General features: G+C 35.9%; 13 protein-coding genes and 4 tRNA genes. 9 read left to right on the forward strand and 8 right to left on the reverse strand.

Going from position 1 to position 20,038, the window contains the following annotated elements:
- Positions 1–16: 16 nt before the first annotated feature.
- From rpsU to RBH94_RS07570, 4 genes are all read right to left on the reverse strand, one after another.
- Entirely contained in the window at positions 17–211 is a 195-nt protein-coding gene (rpsU, locus tag RBH94_RS07555) for a 30S ribosomal protein S21 (protein WP_188223878.1), read from the reverse strand.
- A 32-nt stretch (positions 212–243) separates the two neighbouring features.
- Positions 244–1,107, reverse strand: coding sequence for an RNA polymerase sigma factor RpoD/SigA (locus tag RBH94_RS07560; protein ID WP_188223879.1), 864 nt, complete (start codon positions 1,105–1,107; stop codon positions 244–246).
- Positions 1,108–1,327: 220 nt separating this feature from the next.
- The gene (locus RBH94_RS07565; RefSeq protein ID WP_307883054.1) at positions 1,328–3,985 is read right to left on the reverse strand and encodes an AsmA-like C-terminal region-containing protein; all 2,658 of its coding nucleotides are present in this window, start codon (positions 3,983–3,985) and stop codon (positions 1,328–1,330) included.
- Between the two features lie 121 nt (positions 3,986–4,106).
- Positions 4,107–4,811 carry a queuosine precursor transporter gene (locus RBH94_RS07570; protein ID WP_188223881.1) on the reverse strand — a complete coding sequence of 235 codons (705 nt, stop codon included), beginning with the start codon at positions 4,809–4,811 and terminating at the stop codon, positions 4,107–4,109.
- 70 nt (positions 4,812–4,881) lie between these two features.
- Between RBH94_RS07570 and folK the strand changes: the two genes are divergently transcribed.
- Entirely contained in the window at positions 4,882–6,012 is a 1,131-nt protein-coding gene (folK, locus tag RBH94_RS07575; RefSeq protein WP_307883055.1) for a 2-amino-4-hydroxy-6-hydroxymethyldihydropteridine diphosphokinase, read from the forward strand.
- On the opposite strand, the gene RBH94_RS07580 is transcribed toward folK, so the two are convergent.
- The 3 genes from RBH94_RS07580 to RBH94_RS07590 all read right to left on the reverse strand — a co-directional run bounded on the left by RBH94_RS07580 (position 6,009) and on the right by RBH94_RS07590 (position 8,661).
- Positions 6,009–6,422 (reverse strand): hypothetical protein, encoded by a 414-nt coding sequence (locus RBH94_RS07580; protein ID WP_307883056.1) that lies wholly within the window; start codon positions 6,420–6,422, stop codon positions 6,009–6,011. The genes folK and RBH94_RS07580 overlap by 4 nt on opposite strands.
- Before the next feature lie 78 nt (positions 6,423–6,500).
- Positions 6,501–8,045 carry a glycoside hydrolase family 28 protein gene (locus tag RBH94_RS07585; RefSeq protein ID WP_307883057.1) on the reverse strand — a complete coding sequence of 515 codons (1,545 nt, stop codon included), beginning with the start codon at positions 8,043–8,045 and terminating at the stop codon, positions 6,501–6,503.
- A gap of 76 nt (positions 8,046–8,121) precedes the next feature.
- A complete protein-coding gene (locus RBH94_RS07590; protein WP_307883058.1) occupies positions 8,122–8,661 on the reverse strand; it encodes an RNA methyltransferase in 540 nt (179 codons plus the stop codon).
- A 124-nt stretch (positions 8,662–8,785) separates the two neighbouring features.
- Here RBH94_RS07590 and mutS point away from each other — a divergent pair, with 124 nt between their 5' ends.
- The 5 genes from mutS to RBH94_RS07615 all read left to right on the forward strand — a co-directional run bounded on the left by mutS (position 8,786) and on the right by RBH94_RS07615 (position 12,094).
- Positions 8,786–11,398: a DNA mismatch repair protein MutS gene (gene mutS / locus RBH94_RS07595; protein ID WP_307883059.1), complete on the forward strand. Its 2,613-nt coding sequence runs from the start codon at positions 8,786–8,788 to the stop codon at positions 11,396–11,398.
- Between the two features lie 119 nt (positions 11,399–11,517).
- Positions 11,518–11,589: transfer RNA gene (locus RBH94_RS07600), tRNA-Gly, on the forward strand.
- Between the two features lie 26 nt (positions 11,590–11,615).
- Positions 11,616–11,699 (forward strand) — tRNA-Leu (locus RBH94_RS07605).
- 213 nt (positions 11,700–11,912) lie between these two features.
- A tRNA-Gly gene (locus RBH94_RS07610) sits at positions 11,913–11,984 on the forward strand.
- Positions 11,985–12,010: 26 nt separating this feature from the next.
- A tRNA-Leu gene (locus RBH94_RS07615) sits at positions 12,011–12,094 on the forward strand.
- A gap of 45 nt (positions 12,095–12,139) precedes the next feature.
- Here the strand turns inward: RBH94_RS07615 and RBH94_RS07620 are convergent.
- The gene (locus tag RBH94_RS07620; RefSeq protein WP_307883060.1) at positions 12,140–12,916 is read right to left on the reverse strand and encodes a helix-turn-helix domain-containing protein; all 777 of its coding nucleotides are present in this window, start codon (positions 12,914–12,916) and stop codon (positions 12,140–12,142) included.
- Between the two features lie 55 nt (positions 12,917–12,971).
- Between RBH94_RS07620 and RBH94_RS07625 the strand changes: the two genes are divergently transcribed.
- From RBH94_RS07625 to RBH94_RS07635, 3 genes are all read left to right on the forward strand, one after another.
- Positions 12,972–15,956, forward strand: coding sequence for a DNA polymerase III subunit alpha (locus RBH94_RS07625; protein WP_307883061.1), 2,985 nt, complete (start codon positions 12,972–12,974; stop codon positions 15,954–15,956).
- Entirely contained in the window at positions 15,953–17,170 is a 1,218-nt protein-coding gene (gene dinB / locus RBH94_RS07630) for a DNA polymerase IV (protein ID WP_307883062.1), read from the forward strand. The genes RBH94_RS07625 and dinB overlap by 4 nt, the downstream gene beginning before the upstream one ends.
- A gap of 245 nt (positions 17,171–17,415) precedes the next feature.
- Complete coding sequence (locus RBH94_RS07635) at positions 17,416–20,028, forward strand: alkaline phosphatase D family protein (protein WP_307883063.1); 2,613 nt, start codon at positions 17,416–17,418, stop codon at positions 20,026–20,028.
- Positions 20,029–20,038: the final 10 nt, after the last annotated feature.

A 20,038-nucleotide genomic window follows, 5' to 3' on the forward strand; every position in this document is an offset into this window, starting at 1 on the left:
TCCAAGTAGGAGCGATTTATATATCTTCTTGATCTCTTAATCCTTGGATGTAAGACGCTTTTTGAATTTGACGTCTTCTTTTTACTGATGGCTTTGTGAAAAATTGATTATCTCTCAAATTTTGCATCACCTTAACGTTTCTGTGTTTACGCTTGTAACGTTTTAGTGCGCGTTCAATGTTTTCTCCTTCTTTAATTTCAATTCTTAACATATAGTTTATTTATAGTGTGAGTATATTTAGGTCTATCCTAAATAAGTTTTTAAAATTTTACTTTTCGATGTATGTTTTAATCGTCTAATACCTTTTTCTCTTATTTGGCGCACACGCTCTCTGGTTAAATCGAATGTTTTTCCAATTTCATCTAAACTCATTGGTGGTTGATTACTTAACCCAAAGTTTAAACGAATAATGTCGCTTTCTTTTTGCGATAAGGTATCTAAGGCTCTTTCTATTTCAGTACTTAACGATTCGTTTATTAATTCTCTATCCGGGTTTGGCGAATCACCAGTTGAAACCACATCATATAAATTAGAAGTTTCACCTTCTTTTAATGGTGCGTCCATGGATAGGTGGCGTCCGGAATTTTTCATGGATTGTTTAACGTCGCTAACCGTTAAATCTAATTCCTGAGCAATTTCTTCAGCACTCGGAGCGCGCTCGTGGGTTTGTTCTAAAAACGAATAAGCCTTATTAATTCGATTGATTGAACCAATTTTGTTCAAAGGTAATCTAACTATTCGAGATTGTTCGGCTAAAGCTTGAAGAATTGCTTGACGAATCCACCAAACGGCATACGAAATGAACTTAAATCCTCGAGTTTCATCAAAACGTTTGGCAGCTTTTACCAATCCGGCATTCCCTTCGTTTATTAAATCGGGTAGAGTAAGTCCTTGATTTTGATATTGTTTAGCTACCGAAACAACAAAACGTAAGTTGGCTGTTGTTAACCTATCTAAAGCCACTTGATCCCCTTGTCTGATACGCTGTGCCAGTTCCACTTCTTCGTCAGCTGTGATTAGTGGAATTTTACTAATATCTTGCAAGTACTTATCAAGGGATTTAGACTCTCTGTTGGTTACTTGTTTCGTGATTTTAAGTTGCCTCATTTATCTTTTTTCTGTTTAAAAATATATCTAAACCACATTATAATATTTTAATTGAGAAAAGCAAGTAAACTCACATTTCTTTAACATAAAACCCTTCATTTTGAGTGAAATACTCCAATTTTGATTAAAATAGAATACATTTCTAGCTGTTTTCTAGCTATTCAATAAAAAAGACAGGTTTATAAGCCTGTCTTTTTTTGAAGGTGTTTTTTCTAATATTTTAATTCACGGTATCTGCCTTTTTCTTGTTTCCTCCTAAAAGACCACCTAAAACATTTTTTACATTTTCTTTTATTTGTTCTTCGGAAGAAGTTTTAGTTTCTGTTTCCTTAGTTGATGTTGAATCTGTATTTGTTTCTGTTGTGGTTGAACTTGTTTTAGTTAGGCCTCCAAGTAAGTTATTAAGTTCATTTTTACCTTGACCAATTAATTTTTGTTTTTGAATCTCGGTCAACTGACTCGTTAAATTTTTAACTCCACTAGATAAGTCGGTAGACACTTTCGGCTCTGTATAGCTTCCGGAAATATTAGCCGTGATAGGAACGGTAATATCATTTGTTTGACTGTCGTTAATACTGTTTATCAACTTGTTAACATCACTTCCTAAATATTTGGCAGGGACATCAAACACAGCGTTGTAAGCCATTGTTTTGTCGAAGCCATGCGAACCTGAGACTTCAATGGCTATATCCTGATATTTAAAGGTGAATGGTTTTACGGTAACTTTTCCATCTGCAAATTCTAAATAGGCTTTTAAATCGTTAAAGCTGAACTTGTCGAAATCAACAAAACTTAACGAGCTTTCCAGTTTGTTTAAAACTTGAGCGTTTTGAGGGTCTACCTTAGTGGTTAATAATTCCGCGGCCGCGTCACCAAAAAGGGTGTTTAAGTTCGGTGTGAAGTCCTGTGTTAAATCGCCTTTTAAATTTAGTTTCGTGTTTAATTTTCCTTGTAAAGCTTTCGCAATAGGTGCAATACTTTGAAACATATCTAAGCCAGCAAAAGATTGGGCGATATCGAAATTTTCGGCACCCAAATCTAAATTAAATGTTGGGGTTTCGTTTTTAGTCGAGACGTTGCCCGAAACGGCTAAATTACCATTAAATAGTTTGGAGGTTAAATTGTTTAGGGTGGCTTGCTGGTCTTTAATTACCAATGCGCCTTTCACATCTTTCAGATTTAAATTGTCGTAAGTAACATTTGCGGCATTCGCATTAATAGTACAATCTAAAAACGCAGGGATTTTTAATGTCTCTGAGTTGCTTGAAGTTGTTGTTTCAGTTTGTTCTGAAGCTGGAGCTTCTTCAGTTGAACTCATAAAATCACTCAATACAAAGTTATTTGAGTTTACATTAAAGTTTCCTTTTAAGGTGCCATCGGTCAAAATAAAACCAAGTAAATTGTTTATGGAACCGTTGGCATTTATATCGCTACTTCCAGTGGTTGCATTAAAGTTATTTAGAGTTACCGTAGACGGATTAAACGTCATATCAGCCTTTGAAATACTTACCGGATTAACCATATCTTCCGAATCAAATTTAAAGTCTGAAATACTCATGGTTCCTGAACTTTTTATGCGTTCGTAGGCATTGGTTTCAATGGCATTCATATCGAAAGCGGTGTGAATGTTGGCTTTCAAAATACCGCTTAAGTCCTGGTCCAATTCTAGAGGGTAGGCTTTGGTTAGGTTGTCTAAATTCAAAGTTCCATTAACATTGGCATTAACCAGCATGTTTTTGGTTAAATTTTTAATGGTTGCAGACGATTTAAAGACGTCTTTGTCGATGCTAAAATTAAGGGTGTTGATGTTTACATAGGTGTCATCTACGTATCCTGTTTCATTTTTAATTTCAGTATTAATAACAATATTTTCAACCGATTTGGGTAAATCTGGGTATTTAAAAGAGGCGTTGTTGGAAGTGATGCTAATATCTAAAGTCGGGATGGTTTTTTCGGTGACTTTTCCTTTTATGATACCTTTAACTTTAAAATCGCCGGTGGTTTGCACATCTTCAATACTTTTTGAATAATTGGAAGGAATAACCGCTAAGAAATCTTTAAAGGTTGAGCCCGGATTTTCGAAAGTAATGTCGATATCCTGACCTTCTTCAATAAGCTGAACAAAACCATGAAATTCTAAAGGCAGCTGATTAATAAGTGCTTTGTTGTCTTTAAAGGTGTATTTGCTGTTTTCTAAATCTAAATCGATTAAAGCATCCAACTTAATGTGGTTGTTGCTTAGGTACGCCGTGCTATCCATACTAAAACTAACAAGGGCTTCGGTGTTAGTGTCTAGCTCAGAAACTGTTCCTGAGAAAGTTCCCTTTCCTATATGGTTTAATTCATTGATGCTGAATTGTATTTTAGAGCCTTCATCTAAATAGTGAAATGTACTGTTGTTAATGCTGTAGTTTTCAATATCGAAAGCAAAGCCGCTATCGCTGTTTTTTTCGGTTTCCGAAGTCGAACCATCATCTTTTGCAATATCGTAATTACTTTTACCCTCGGCGTTTGTTTTTAGGTTAACTAAAGCGTCATCAATAGTTATGGAATTTATAGTTAAGGGACCATCTTCGGCACTTTTAAATAATTCTTTAACAGACATGGTGAAGGCAATATTCTTCGTGCTTACCAAGGTGTCGTTTTTGAAGGGCTCAAAATTAGTAATCACCAAATCGTTAACTTCAACATTCGCTTGCGGAAAACTTTTAAGTAAACTCAAACTCACATCGCTAAACTCGACATTGGCATTGATGTTCTGGTTAATAAAGGATTTAACCATGTCTTTTATCTGACCTTTAAAAGCAAAGGGTAGAGCTATTAAAAGCACTAAAATAATAAGTATTGATAGGCCTAAAATTTTTAAAGCTTTCTTCATAAATATGGGGTTTATATTTTTATGAGTAGGTTATTGGTTTAATAATGAGTTACATTATATACGCAAATTTCATAAGAAAAGTTTGAAACTAAGTATTTCCTTCGTTAAGTTTTCTATAAAATTAAAGCAGTAATATTTCTTCATTCACTTTTAAATCAAAGCGTTTTCTAAACAGGTAAACACCTAAATACATAAAAGGTGTATCGCAAAGTGCGACTAAAACTTTAAAAAGGAATCCAGATAGAATTAAGCCTGGAAAATTTTCCCAAGGGATAATATTAAAAACACAAAGTAAACCAACAACGGTAAAGGTGTCTACAAATTGTGAGATAAACGTTGAAAAGTTATTGCGTAACCACAGGTGTTGACCTTTGGTTAGGCTTTTCCAGAAATGATAAATCTGTATATCAATAAACTGTGCAAAAAGATAAGCCATCATGCTGGCAAAAACGGCTAGCACTGTATTCCCAAAAACCGTGGTGAACATCTTGTCGTCAACAGGAGACCAACTTGTGGCTGGTACAATACTCGATACGTAAACAATAAGCAATGAAAATGCCGAAGCAAATATGCCGGCAACAACGACTTGATTGGCTCTTTTTTTACCGTAGATTTCACTAATTAAATCGGTGATTAGAAAGGTAATTGGGTAAGGTAAAATACCTACCGAAATTTCAAAAAGTTTAGATCCGAAGATTTCAATGTCAAACGGGTACCAATAAAAAAACTTCTGAAATATTAAGTTTGAAACCACCAAAGAGGTTATAAACAAAGCTCCTAAAAGCATATAAATACGTTGGGCGGCGAGTTTATCTTTTAAAGTCATGCAATTTGTGAATAAATAGGAATAGTAAATATAAAGTAATAAAATTTGTTTTAGTTATTTTGCCGTACTTATGGTACAACCCACAACATTTCATATAGCTTTAGGAAGTAATAAAGGTGATAAATTAAATCACTTACAACAGGCGGTAAATTTAATTTATCAGCGTATTGGTGTGATTAAGAAGATATCTAAAGTCTATCAATCGCCAGCTTTTGGTTTTGAAAGCGACGATTTTTATAATTGTTGTTTAGTGTTGCAAAGCGATTTAGAACCCCAAGAGGTTTTAGATGTTTTATTGGCTATTGAAATTTATTTGGGACGGGTAAGAACAAATCCTAATGCTTACGAGGCACGAACTATAGATTTAGATATTATTCTGGCTGAAGATGACATTATTTCTACTGAAACTTTAGTTGTTCCTCATCCAGAAATGCAAAAACGTAAATTTGTCTTGTTGCCGCTTAATGATATTGCAGCCAAGGTCGAGCATCCTGTTTTAAAAAAGGACATTAGTGTCTTGTTGAACGAATGCAATGATGAATCAGTTTTAGAGCCTATTGCTGAGGTGTTGCATAACCCGAGCGCGGATTTCGATTTTACAACCTTCAATTATATTGCTATAGAAGGGAATATAGGTGCAGGAAAAACAAGTTTGGCAACCAAAATTTCGAATGATTTTAATGCTAAATTGATTTTAGAACGCTTTGCTGATAATCCGTTTTTACCACAGTTTTACAAGGATGCCAGTCGTTATGCATTTCCTTTGGAAATGTCGTTTTTGGCCGATCGCTATCAACAAATTAGTGATGATTTATCGCAACTCGAGTTGTTTAAAGATTTTATTGTTAGCGATTACGATGTGTTTAAGTCGCTTATTTTTTCGAAAGTGACCTTGCAGGAAGACGAGTTTAATTTGTATCGTAAATTGTTTTACCTCATGTATAAAGAGTTGCGTAAACCCGATATGTATGTGTATCTCTACCAGAATACCGAACGTTTACAGCAAAACATTAAAAAGCGTGGCCGTGATTATGAACAGAATATCGCCGATGATTATCTTGAAAAAATAAACGCAGGTTATCTGGAATTTTTAAAAACTCAAAGTGATTTTAATGTAAAAATCATTGATGTCTCCAATAAAGACTTTGTGAATAATCGTGAAGATTATTTGTGGGTGTTACACGAGATTTTTTCTAATTAACTTTTAGAAAGTGTTAAGTTATGCGACGTTAGAATTGTTTTGTTGTCGAGCTCTTCGGCGTTTAGAAAAACGGTAACATTATTAGTGTTGCTTTCGTCGAAATTGAGTTTAACGTCCGATTTCATTGTGAGATTGAAATTATCCTTCTCTATTTGTTTAGGTTCATCTAATTTCCAAGTGCCTTGAATAATTTTTGTTGAAGAACCGTCATTAAAAGTAATTTCAGCAGAGAAATCATCTTTAAATATTACGTTTTTAATTTTATTTTCAGTTTCTGAATCTTCTGATAGTCTCCAGTTTCCAATTAATTCAGATACTGTTATTGTTGTGTCTTTAGTTTCTTTTTCAATTTTACAGTTTGAAAATAAAACGATGGCTAAAACAAGGAAGATTGATTTTAATAATTTCATGATTGATGATGATTTTTGATTGAAAATCAAACATACCATTTCATTGAGGAAAATCAAAATCCATAAGTAAGAAAAATATTATTTTAACAACTTCATGTTATTTAAAGTCGCTTTTTCATTCGGAAACTCTAATGCTGAAGCTTCAGTTTTTATTTCAACGTTTTCTAACGAGATATTTTCACCCCCAAGAATATCAATTACATGATCAGGAGTTTCAATTTTTGTGTTGGAAATATTTATATTTTTTCCGTCGTTAATGATGATTAGGTTTGAACTTTTTGCGTCAACATTATCAACGGTTAAATTGGTTAATGGCGATTCAGGAATACCATACACTTTTAAAAAATGCGTGCTGTTTTCTATAATCAGGTTGGTCATAGTAATATCCTTGTAAAACGGTGTTAGTTTATTAACAGGTCTGGCTGGTAAGCGTTCTGCCAATTCACCAACATAGGCAGGTGTGCCTAACATATCCCATTTTATGGCTGTGGCTTCTAAATTCATACGAATGCGGTCGTAATACAGGTGTTCGCCACCGCCGCCTCGTGGTCTGCGGGTTTTAAAGCGAATACCAACAACAGTGCCTTCAAAAACACAATCGTGAACATATAAATTTCTTATCACGCCGGCGGTTTCACTTCCGCAGGTAATACCACCATGTCCTTTTTGTGCCAGACAGTAACGAACCACCACGTTTTCGGTTGGTTTATTTACTTTCATACCGTCTTCGCCACGACCGGATTTCATGGTGAAACAATCGTCTCCGGTATTTAATGTTGAGTATTCAATAAGTACATTTTTAGACGATTCGATATCGATACCATCGCCACGCGGAATACCATAAGAATTCACATAAATACCTCGAATAATCACATTGTCACAATAGGTTGGTACGATATTCCAGAAGGCTGTATTTTCTAATGAAACGCCTTCAATATATACTTTTTTACAGTTGATAGGTGAAATGAATTTTGGAGGAAAAATCCAGTCTTCTTTCGAGCCATCATGAATACGTTCTTCAGCAGGTTTATTTAAATCTACTAAAGTTTCAATAGGCTTCATGTAAGAGCGCGCTTTGATTTCTCCGTCAAATGGCCCGATAAGCTTTCCGTTTCCGGTAATAGCGATATTTTCCTGATTGTTTGCGTAAATACAAGCAGCAAGCGACATCACTTCTAAACTTTCAACCCGCGTAAAAACGGCTGGTTGATAGTCTTTAACGTCGGTACTAAAACGAAGTACAGCGCCATCTTCAAAATGAAGATTTACATTGCTCTTTAATGTAATACGGCCGGTGTGCCATTCCCCGGAAGGAATAATTACTGTTCCGCCACCTTGGGTACTTGTATTATTAATGGCGCCCTGGATGATTTCTGTAATTAAACCATTTGGATCTTCAATGTTATCTTTTATATTGATACTTCTATCAGGGAAACTAGGCTTTACAAATTCAGGCATCGCAAATGGAGCGGTTACCGGAGCAATAGTGTCTGGTAATACGGTACGGCCTACCTGTTCTTTGGTTGGGATAGTTTCCAGTTTGCTGTAATCTAGTCCGACCTTGATTTCAGTTTTACAACTGATAAATAAAGCTAAAGATAGTATGGTGATAAAAGATCTCATTTTAGTTTTTATTGGTAATAATTAACGTAAAACTATAGATTTAAAAATTACAGTGCTGTTGGTTTTGTTCAGTGGTTTATTTTGTAATAGTATTTAGTTTACTAAACACATCCCAAACCACAACACCACAACTTACTGAAATATTTAAAGAGTGTTTTGTGCCATATTGCGGGATTTCAATCACCGTATCGCTTGCTGATACCACTTTTTGTGCTACACCTTTTACTTCGTTGCCAAAAACCAAGGCGTATTTTGTGTTGGCTTCAGGAGTAAAATCGTTGAGCATGGTCGCGTTTTCAGCTTGTTCGATAGAACAAATCTTAACGTTTTCAGTTTTAAGTTGGTCAACTAAATCCAAGGTGTTTTCAATGTATTCCCAGTCAACAGTATCGGTGCTTCCCAATGCGGTTTTATGAATGTCTTTATGTGGTGGGGTTGCCGTGATACCGCATAAATAAATCTTTTCAATTAAAAAGGCATCGCTGGTTCTAAAAACAGATCCGATATTATTTAAACTTCTAATGTTGTCTAATACAATAATAATGGGTGTTTTTTCAACCTGTTTAAAATCTTCAACGCTTAATCTATCTAACTCGCTATTTTTTAATTTACGCATGGTGGTTTTAATGTCAATATTCTGTAGATAACTTATAGTGTTTCCATTTCAAAAACCACTAAAATTATGCTACTTTAGCAATCCTACAATTGATGCAAAAATAACATTAAAAAACTACTTACCCTTGGCTAAAAAAGCAAAAAAAGAAACCCCGTTAATGAAACAGTATAATAGCATTAAGGCAAAATACCCAGATGCTTTATTGTTATTTCGTGTGGGCGATTTTTATGAAACCTTTGGAGATGATGCCGTAAAAGCAGCCGGAATATTAGGGATTATATTAACAAAGCGCGGTGCAGGAAGTGAAGGAGAAACGGCTTTGGCTGGATTTCCACACCATTCGTTAAATACCTATTTACCGAAATTGGTAAAAGCCGGGCAACGGGTAGCTATTTGCGATCAGTTGGAAGATCCGAAGCAAACCAAAACCATTGTAAAACGAGGTGTAACCGAATTGGTAACACCAGGGGTCGCTTTAAATGATGAGGTTTTGGTATCGAAATCGAATAACTTTTTGTGTTCGGTGTATTTCGATAAAAAGCAGATTGGAGTTTCGTTTTTAGACATTTCAACAGGGGAGTTTTTAACCTCACAGGGAAATGCCGAGTATGTAGATAAATTGCTTCAGAATTTTAGTCCGAGTGAAGTGTTGGTGTCGAAGCAGAAGCGTATGTTGTTTAATGAAACTTTCGGAAACGATTTTCATACCTTTTATTTAGAAGACTGGGTGTATCAAACCGATTACGCCTACGAAACTTTAACCAAACATTTCGATACAAAAACCTTGAAAGGATTTGGGGTTGAAGAGTTATATGAAGGTATTATTGCGTCAGGTTCGATTTTGCATTATCTGGCCGAAACGCAGCATAACAAATTACAGCATATTACATCCATTTCAAGAATTGCCGAAGACGATTATGTGTGGATGGATAAGTTTACCATCAGAAATTTAGAGCTTTACAATTCTACCAATAATAATGCGGTAACGCTTTTAAATATTATCGATAAAACCATTTCGCCAATGGGTGGCCGTATGTTAAAACGCTGGTTGGCCTTACCTTTAAAAAATGTAGGCAAAATTAAACAGCGTCATGAGGTAGTCGATTATTTAACCAAGGAAACTTCGGTACATCAAAAAATACAGAATCAAATTAAGCATATTGGCGATTTAGAACGTTTAATTTCTAAAACGGCTACCGGGAAAATTAATCCGCGAGAAGTTATTCAGCTTAAAAATTCGTTGGAAGCCATTGTGCCTATAAAATCTATTGCGGCTAACAGTTCAAATGAATCGTTAAAAATTATAGGTGATAATCTGCAAAGTTGCGACGTGCTTCGTGAAAAAGTTAAGGAGATGCTTAACGAAGATGCGCCAGTAAATGTGTTGAAGGGTAATACGATTGCAGCTGGTTTTTCTGCGGAGTTAGATGAATTGAGAAATTTATCTAAATCAGGGAAAGATTATTTAGATGCTATGCTGGAGCGCGAAAGCGAACGCACGGGAATTACCTCTTTAAAAATTGCATCTAATAATGTGTTTGGGTATTACATTGAAGTACGCAATACGCATAAAGACAAAGTGCCTGAAGAATGGATTAGAAAGCAAACTTTAGTTAATGCTGAGCGCTATATTACTGAAGAATTAAAGGAATACGAAGCTAAAATTTTAGGTGCTGAAGATCGTATTCTGGCTATCGAACAGCAGTTGTTTGCTGAGTTGGTGGGTTGGATGAATCAGTATATTAAACCTGTTCAGCAGAATGCCTTTTTAATTGGTCAGTTAGATTGTTTATGCGGGTTTGCACAGTTGGCAAAGGATAATAATTACGTATATCCAACCATTGAAGAATCATTTGATTTAGAAATTAAAGATGGTCGCCATCCGGTTATTGAAAAGCAATTGCCTATTGGGGAAGCTTATATTGCGAATGATGTGTTCTTAGATAGAACTACTCAGCAAATTATTATGATTACCGGACCAAACATGTCTGGTAAGTCGGCCATTTTACGTCAAACCGCTCTTATTGTATTGTTGGCGCAAATGGGCAGTTTTGTTCCGGCACAATCGGCAAGAATTGGTTTGGTTGATAAGATTTTCACCAGAGTAGGAGCGAGCGATAATATCTCGATGGGCGAATCGACGTTTATGGTAGAGATGAATGAGACAGCTTCTATTTTGAATAATATTTCAGAACGAAGTCTGGTGTTATTAGATGAAATCGGACGTGGTACCAGTACTTACGATGGTATATCTATTGCCTGGGCTATTAGTGAATATTTACACGAACATCCGGCGAAACCAAAAACCTTATTTGCGACGCACTATCATGAGTTGAATGAAATGACCGAAACGTTTAAACGTATTAAAAACTTTAATGTGTCGGTTAAGGAATTAAAAGATAATGTACTATTCTTAAGAAAACTTGTTGAAGGTGGAAGCGAGCATAGTTTTGGTATTCATGTGGCGAAAATGGCAGGTATGCCGCAGCAGGTTTTACGTCGCGCGAACCAGGTTTTGAAGAAATTGGAGAAGTCGCACTCTAGTGAAGAGCTTACCGAGAAGGTGAAATCGATGGAAAATGAAATGCAGTTAAGCTTTTTTAATTTAGACGATCCGTTGCTGGAAAATATAAAAGAAGAAATACTAGAGACTGATATCGATACGCTTACACCTGTTGAGGCCTTGATGAAATTAAATGAAATTAAGCGTATGTTGGTTAAAAAGAAGCAGGCTTAAAACTTTTTTTAATTTTTTTAGTAAAAAAAGCTTTGTACTTCTAATAAATGTACTAAATTTGCAACCGCAATCACGAATTGCACGCTTGTTGAAAACAAGTGACGATCATAAAAATGACTGCGAAAGTAGCTCAGGGGTAGAGCATCACCTTGCCAAGGTGAGGGTCGCGGGTTCAAATCCCGTCTTTCGCTCTGATACTTTCAAAAAAATATACCATGCTGAAGTGGTGGAATTGGTAGACACGTTGGACTTAAAATCCAATGAACATTAGTTCGTGCGGGTTCAAGTCCCGCCTTCAGTACTAAAGCCTTTACTATTTTCGTAGAGGCTTTTTTTATGCTTAAAATTTAGGATTTATTTGTATTTAATTAGTTGTATTTGTGTGTTTTAACAGATGTGTTTTTTGTATTTTGAAATAAATTTTTTTAAAATGAAACAAAAAGCTTTGTAGTTTTAATAATTATAGTAAATTTGCACCCGCAATAGCAATATTGCACGTTCATAATAAATGACTGCGAAAGTAGCTCAGGGGTAGAGCATCACCTTGCCAAGGTGAGGGTCGCGGGTTCAAATCCCGTCTTTCGCTCTGATACTTTCAAAAAAATATACCATGCTGAAGTGGTGGAATTGGTAGACACGTTGGACTTAAAATCCAATGAACATTAGTTCGTGCGGGTTCAAGTCCCGCCTTCAGTACTAAAGCCTTTACGATTTTCGTAAAGGCTTTTTTATGTTTAAAATTTAGGAGATTATGTTGGTCTTTTTTAGTTGTTCCAGCTCTACGCCCAATTCCTGAAACATTTGTATAATACTGCTTATTTTTAGTTCGCTTTCATCGTATTCCTGAGTATTGATACAACAGGTAAATTCCCATAATTCTAAAATGTCTTTCTTGTGTATGTCGTAAGGCTGATAGTTTCTGTTATCAGAATGCAATGTTAACAGCTCTGGTTGTTCGGTTGCTTTTATACGTTTATAAACAATACCTTCGTTTAGCGTTAAAATAACATAAGTTCTTCCGTATTTAATATCTTGAATATTTTCAATGTAACGCGCTACAACATACGATCCATCCCTTACCGGAAGCATAGAATCTCCTTTTATAGGAAAGGTGCGGTGTTTTCCTGACGGAAGAAACGGCAGTTTAATTTTTTCGAGCTGCTCGATATATTCCGGATCGTCATAGCCATTTAAGTAGCCGGCTGTAGCTTTGTTTGGGACAATTTCAATAAGATCTTCGTTGTCTTCGCTTACTGTAATAGGAAACAAAATGCGGTGATTACCAATGTTAATAAAAGACGTATCTGAAACTTTTGTCAGGTTGTTTTTTACTAAGGCATCAATAGGCAATTTGTAGTAATCCGATATTTTAATCAATAACTCTAAAGGTGGTTCAGATCGGCCTTCTTCATACGATCCTACTCGGGAACGTGTAATGCTCAGTTCCTCTGCCATTTGCTCTTGCGAAAACCCTTTTAAGGTTCTCAGGTACTTAAAGTTGACTGCGAAATAACTCATATACTACAAAATTAAGCAATACTTACTACATATTGTAGTTAATTTTGTGAAATAATTGATAAAGCAGAAAACGTTGTATTTAAATTGTCATTCATATTATAGTCTAAGATATGGTACTATTACTCCCGAAAATCTGTTGAAAATAGGGCAGTATTATGGTATTAGTGCTATGGCTTTAACCGATATTAACAACACATCGGCTTGTCTGGATTTTGTGCGATTGTCTGTTAATTATAATATTAAACCAGTTATTGGAGTCGATTTTAGAAATGCTGCGCAGCAGCAGTTTGTGGTATTAGCGCGAAACAATAATGGGTTTAAGAATATAAATGATTATTTGTCGCATCATTTATGTCATGATTTGCCTTTCTCAAATAGGACTCAAAAGATGTCTGACACCTTTGTTATTTATCCGTTTCAAAATGAAATAGAAATTGAAGCCTTGCGAGAGAATGAATTTATAGGTGTTGCTATAAAAGATCTTAATCGGTTTCGGTTTTCGAAATACATAAATCATTTAGATAAGGTTGTGATTCTCCAAACGGTGTCGTTTACAAATAAAAAAGATTTTAACACGCATCGCCTATTACGGGCTATAGATAATAACACCCTATTAAGTAAACTTCCGTTAGAACAGCAAGGAACAATACACGACATTGTAAAATCGGCAGACGATATTGTAAAAGCATTCGAAGAATTTCCTGAAATAATAACGAATACCGAACGCTTACTGGATGCTTGTAATATTGATTTCGATTTTTCACAACAAAAACCAAACAATAAAAAAGCATATACGGGTAATACCGATTTGGATTTTAAATTGCTTAAAAAACTAGCTTATGAAGGGGTGACTTATAGATATGCCGAAGTTAACGATGTGTTGTTAGATCGTATTGCAAAAGAGCTTAAGATTATAAAAGAAAAAGGATTTGTTTCTTATTTTTTAATCAACTGGAAGATTTTGAAATACGCACGTAGTAAAGGTTGCTTCTATGTAGGGCGCGGTAGTGGTGCCAATAGTGTTATCGCATATTTACTACGTATTACTGATGTAGATCCTATAGAATTAGATTTATACTTCGAGCGTTTTATTAATCTGTACAGAACCAATCCACCAGATTTCGATATTGATTTTTCCTGGACCGACAGAGACGATATAACTAAATTCATTTTTAATCGGTTTGAGCATACAGCTTTAATTACGGTTTACAATACCTTTAAATACAAAGCGTCTATTCGTGAGTTGGGAAAGGTTTTTGGTTTACCAAAACATGAAATAGATGTGCTGGCTTCCGGAAGTTTCAATTTTGATGCTTTAGATGAATTGTCAAAACTGGTTATTACGTACAGTAAGCGCATTCAAGGGTTTCCTAATTATCTAGGGATTCATGCGGGAGGCATTCTTATTTCTGAAAAACCAATCCATTATTATACGGCCACGTTTATGCCACCTAAAGGCTATGTTACAACGCAGTTTGATATGGTGGTCGCCGAAGATGTTGGTTTGTATAAATTCGATATTTTAAGTCAGCGTGGATTAGGAAAAATTAAAGATGCTGTCGAAATCGTAAAGTATAATAATCCGGATGATGTACCTATCGATATTCATGATATTAAACGTTTTAAAGAAGATAATCATATTAAATATCTGTTGAAAAATGCTAAAGCCATTGGTTGTTTTTATGTCGAATCGCCAGCCATGCGCATGCTGTTAAAAAAACTTCAGGTAGATAATTATTTGGGGTTGGTAGCTGCGAGTTCGGTTATTCGGCCTGGGGTGGCAAAGTCGGGGATGATGCGCGAATATATTTTAAGGTATCGGTATCCTGAACGCCGACGCGATGCGCATCCGGTATTACTTAATATTATGCCTGAAACCTATGGTGTTATGGTGTATCAGGAAGATGTTATTAAGGTCGCGCATTATTTTGCAGGTTTAAATTTAGGGGAAGCTGATATGTTGCGTCGGGGTATGTCTGGAAAATTCAGATCGAGAGAGGAGTTTTTAAAAGTGAAGGATGCATTTTTTGAAAACTGTAAAAAGTCGAATAAAGGATTAGATCTGACTAAGGAAATCTGGCGACAGATTGAAAGTTTTGCGGGCTATGCTTTTGCCAAGGGGCACTCGGCATCTTACGCCGTAGAAAGTTATCAGAGTTTGTTTTTAAAAGCGTATTATCCGTTGGAATATATGGTCGCAACCATTAATAATTATGGCGGATTTTATCAAACGGAATATTATGTGCATGAAGCGCGAATGCATGGCGGTATTATTGAAGCACCTTGTGTTAATAATAGTGGTATTAATACGATTATTAAAGGGAAATCAATATACATTGGGTTTAAGTTTTTACATGCTTTTGAAGATAAAATGGGAATAAAAATACTCAAAGCACGACAAGCACACGGGGCTTTTTTCGATTTAGACGATTTTATAGATCGGGTGAATATCGGTATAGAGCAGCTTATCATTCTTATTAAGATTAATGCCTTCCGTTTTACGGGAAAAAATAAAAGAGAATTACTATGGGAAGCGCATATGAAAGTGAGTAAATCTGTAGTTAACGACCATGAAATAACCTTGTTTAAACCTAATAGAAAAGCTTTTGTCATTCCCGAATTACCACAAAACCCTTTAGAAGACGCTTTCGATGAAATTGAATTGTTAGGGTTTTCATTATGCAGTCCGTTTCATTTGTTGCGAGAACCTTTAACAGACCCGATGCGTGCATTCGATTTGATTAATAATATTGGCCGTGTTATAACTATTCAAGGGTATCTGGTCACTGTAAAACGCACAAAAACATCTAACGGTAAGATGATGTATTTCGGAACGTTTTTAGATGTGTCTGGCGATTTTATAGATACGGTTCATTTTCCGCCGACAGCCTTAAAATATCCGTTTCGGGGGAAAGGCATTTATAGTATTACTGGTAAAGTTATCGAAGAGTTTGATTGTATAACCGTTGAGGTGTCTAAAATGGAGCGCTTGCCTATTATTGAAGACCCGAGATATTCAAATACGCCGTTAGCATCATGAGAAACGACAGGTCGATAGTTCATATGGATTTAGATACGTTTTTTGTATCCTGCGAACGTTTGTTAGATACCAGGCTGGTTGGTAAGCCGGTGTTAATTGGAGGTACATCCGATCGGGGTGTGGTGGCGTCCTGTAGTTATGAGGCTCGTAAGTTTGGGATTCATTCTGCCATGCCTATGCGCATGGCAAAACAGTTGTGTCCTGAAGCTATTGTTTTACGAGGGAATTCAGGTATATATACTAAGTTTTCCAATGCGGTTACCGAAATTATTAAGGAGAGCGTGCCGCTTTATGAGAAATCGTCTATTGATGAATTTTATATAGATTTAACCGGAATGGATAAGTTTTTTGGATGTCTGCAGTTGGCTTCCGAAATCAGGTCAAGAATTATTAAAGAAACCGGATTGCCTATTTCCTTTGGATTGTCTGCTAATAAAACCGTTTCTAAAATAGCTACAGGTGAAGCGAAGCCTAATAATCAAATACAAATTCTTCAGGGGAATGAAAAAACGTTTTTGTCGCCGCTATCGGTGAAGAAAATTCCAATGGTAGGCGATGTGACTTATAAGGCCATGTGCGATTTGGGAATTAAGCAAATAGAAACCATTCAAAAAATGCCTATGGAAATGATGTTTAAGGTGTTTGGGAAAAACGGTATTACTATTTGGAAAAAGGCTAATGGAATAGACAATAGTCCTGTAATACAATACCGCGAACGAAAATCGATTTCTACCGAACGTACCTTCGATAAAGATACCACTGATGTTGCGAAGCTTAAAAGTATTATTAGTGCCATGGCTGAAAATTTAGCCTATCAATTGCGTCGAGGTAATAAGTTAACGGCCTGTATCACTTTTAAAATTCGATACTCTGATTTTCAAACTTATACCCAGCAAAAACGTATTCCTTACAGCGCTGCCGATCATCATATTATTCCTGTTGTTATGGAGCTTTATAATAAACTGTATCAACGTAGGTTGTTAGTAAGATTAATAGGTGTAAAGTTTAGTCATCTAGTTGAGGGTGGGCATCAAATTGATTTGTTTGAAGACGACGATAAAGCCATCAGGCTTTATCAGGCACTCGATAATATGCGCGAGCGTTATGGCGATAGAGCTGTTGTTCGCGCTTCAGGTATGGAAGCCAAAAGTATAAGTCGATGGAATCCGTTTAATGGTGATGCTCCGCCACTATTGGCAAATAGAAGACGGTAAAAAAATTAAGGGTTTTAATTTTCTGCAACGTTATTATATTACAAGATGTTCTTTTGCTTTAAAATTTAAAGGGAATTATAATGTGTTGTGAATTAGGTTTATGTCGGTTTTTATAAGTGGCGGTTGATAAATATGTCCCCGGTATTCGCATAAAAACTAGTATCTTTTTTTTGAAAATTTATGCAGATTTGTTAGAGGTGCGTAAACCTTAGGAATTAAAATTTATTTTATAAAAATATATAGTTATGAAACGTAGAGAATATTTAAAAACCATTGTTTTGGGGTCTGTTTTACCAATGGCGTTTTCCAGTTATGGTTTGTCTCCATATATTGAAGAGTTATGGGATGCTAAGAAGAAGGTGAAATTTAAAAGTCAGTGGGATAAATTTCAGGATATGAAATGGGCTGGACCCGAATATTGGGGGAACCGTTTACAGGACTGGGAAATTAGAAATGGTGCTGTGGAGTGTGTGGTGTCCGGAAAAAACAGAAACCTGCATTTGTTAACAGTTATGCACCAAAATGGGGACTCAGCTTTAGATTTAGAAGTAACCATAGCTGTGAAACATCCTAATTTAGATAGTTATAAAAAAGGCTGTGTAGGGATGCTGTTGGGGTCAAAAGGAAAATTTGATGATTATCGTTCTGCAGCGGTGTTTGGTAAAGGGTTAGAGGTTGGATTGAATACTAAAGGTCAACTTCAGGTTGGTGAACAAGAAATAAAAACACCTTTTTCTAAAATCCCGGATGCTTTTAAATTACAGATTAAAGCAAAGCCTTCAAAAAACGGAGGGCAAAGTTTAATCGTTCGTATTTTAAATCCTGAGAATAATAAAGAACTATTCGAAAGCCCAAAGCTAGAAGTTAAAAATCAGGATTTAGCCGGTACATTTGCTTTACTGTCTAATATAGACTTAGGATGGAAAGTAGAAGATAAACCAACGTGTTCTTTTAGCGATTGGGTAATTGAAGGTAATGCACTTCAGGAAAATGAAACGCAATTATTCGGGCCTGTTTGTTTTGCACAGTATTCTTTGAATAGAGAGAAGTTAAAACTGATGGCGCAGTGTTCGCCTTTTGAAAGTTTATCAGGACATTCGGTTGGACTTGAAATTTTTAAAGATGGTGCGTGGCAAACTATATCTAAAGGAGAGTTGGTTAACGATGGAAGAAACAAACTTTTTGAAGTTGAAAACTGGAGAGAAATAAGCGATGTGCCTTACCGTGTTTGTGTAGAATTACCACAGTCCGATGGAGTAAAAAGGTATTATTACGAAGGAACCATTAAAGCCGAGCCTAAAGATAAGGAAGATTTAAATATTGCGGTCCTAAACTGTAACATGCACTATGGTTTTCCTGATCAGGATATTGTAGATAATTTAAATAAATTGTCGTACGATGTTTGTGTGTTTTTAGGCGATCAGTTTTATGAAGGAACAGGGGGCTACGGTGTTCAATACGAAGGAGAATATGATAAACGTTGTTTAGATTTCTTAAGAAAGTGGATGATGTTTGGATGGTCTTACCGTGAGGTGTTCCGTCATCACCCTTGTAGCATCATTACCGATGATCACGATGTATTTCATGGGAACCTCTGGGGATGCGGAGGTACTCATGCCGACACAAGTTTAGGTTTTGAATCTGCAGCTCAAGATACTGGTGGATATAAAATGGATGCCGACTGGGTTAATATGGCTCAGTTTACACAAACCGGGCACCTTCCAGATCCGTATGATGCGACGCCCGTAAAACAAGGCATTAATGTGTATTATACCCAATGGGATTATGCAGGAGTAAGTTTTGCGATTTTAGAAGATAGAAAATTTAAATCGGCACCTAAAACGGTATTACCTGAAGAAGCTGATGTCTTTAATGGATTCATTAGAAATACAGATTTTGATATAAAAAAGCATAGAGATATTGATGCCGAATTGTTAGGAGAGCGTCAGGAAACCTTCCTTAAAAACTGGGTAGACGACTGGTCTAACGATACTCAGATGAAAATCTTATTATCTCAAACAAATTTTGCAACTATTGCAACCTTACCAAAAGGAGAAACCAGTGACTCAATTGTACCTAAATTAACTATGCCGGAAAAGGGAGAGTATGTTGAGGGAGATGACTTTACTGTAGATATGGATTCTAACGGATGGCCGCAAAAGAAAAGAGATGAAACACTTGAAATTATTCGAAAAGGCTTTACATTTCATATTGCCGGAGATCAGCATTTGGGAACTTTTGTACAGTATGGAGTTGAGGAACACGGCGATAGCGGTTTTGCATTTACAGGTCCAGCTCTTAATAATATTTGGCCACGCCGCTTTTGGCCGCCGGTAAATGCAGCAAATCACTCTGTTGAAAATCCGGCTTATACAGGAGATTATGAAGATGGCTTCGGAAATAAAATATCAGTTCATGCAGTAACCAATCCATATAACCATCATAAAGAACCTGCAATTTTGTATAACAGATCAACTGGCTTTGGTATGGTTTCGGTGAATAAGAAGAAACGAACTATTACCAGCTCGTGTTATCAGCGTTTTAAAGATGTTAATGAAACTGATGCCCAGTACCCGGGATGGCCTATTACGGTAACTCAGGAAGATCAATTGTTTAAAAAAGCGAAATACAAGCTCCCTAAGGTTACTATTTCTTCCGATGTTTTACCGGTAATAAGAGTAGTTGATGGGCAAGGAGATTTAGTCTATTCATTACCTTTAGCCGAAAAAACATTTTTACCTAAAGTCTATAAAGAAGGGAATTACACCATGCAATTTTTAGTAGATAATGAGTTGAAAAAGGAGATAAAAGTAAAATCTTCAGTAGGAAATGTTGAAGCTATTTCTATTTGGATTTAAAATATTATAA

This window comes from Aestuariibaculum sp. YM273 (assembly GCF_030908365.1).
Lineage (GTDB): Bacteria > Bacteroidota > Bacteroidia > Flavobacteriales > Flavobacteriaceae > Aestuariibaculum > Aestuariibaculum marinum.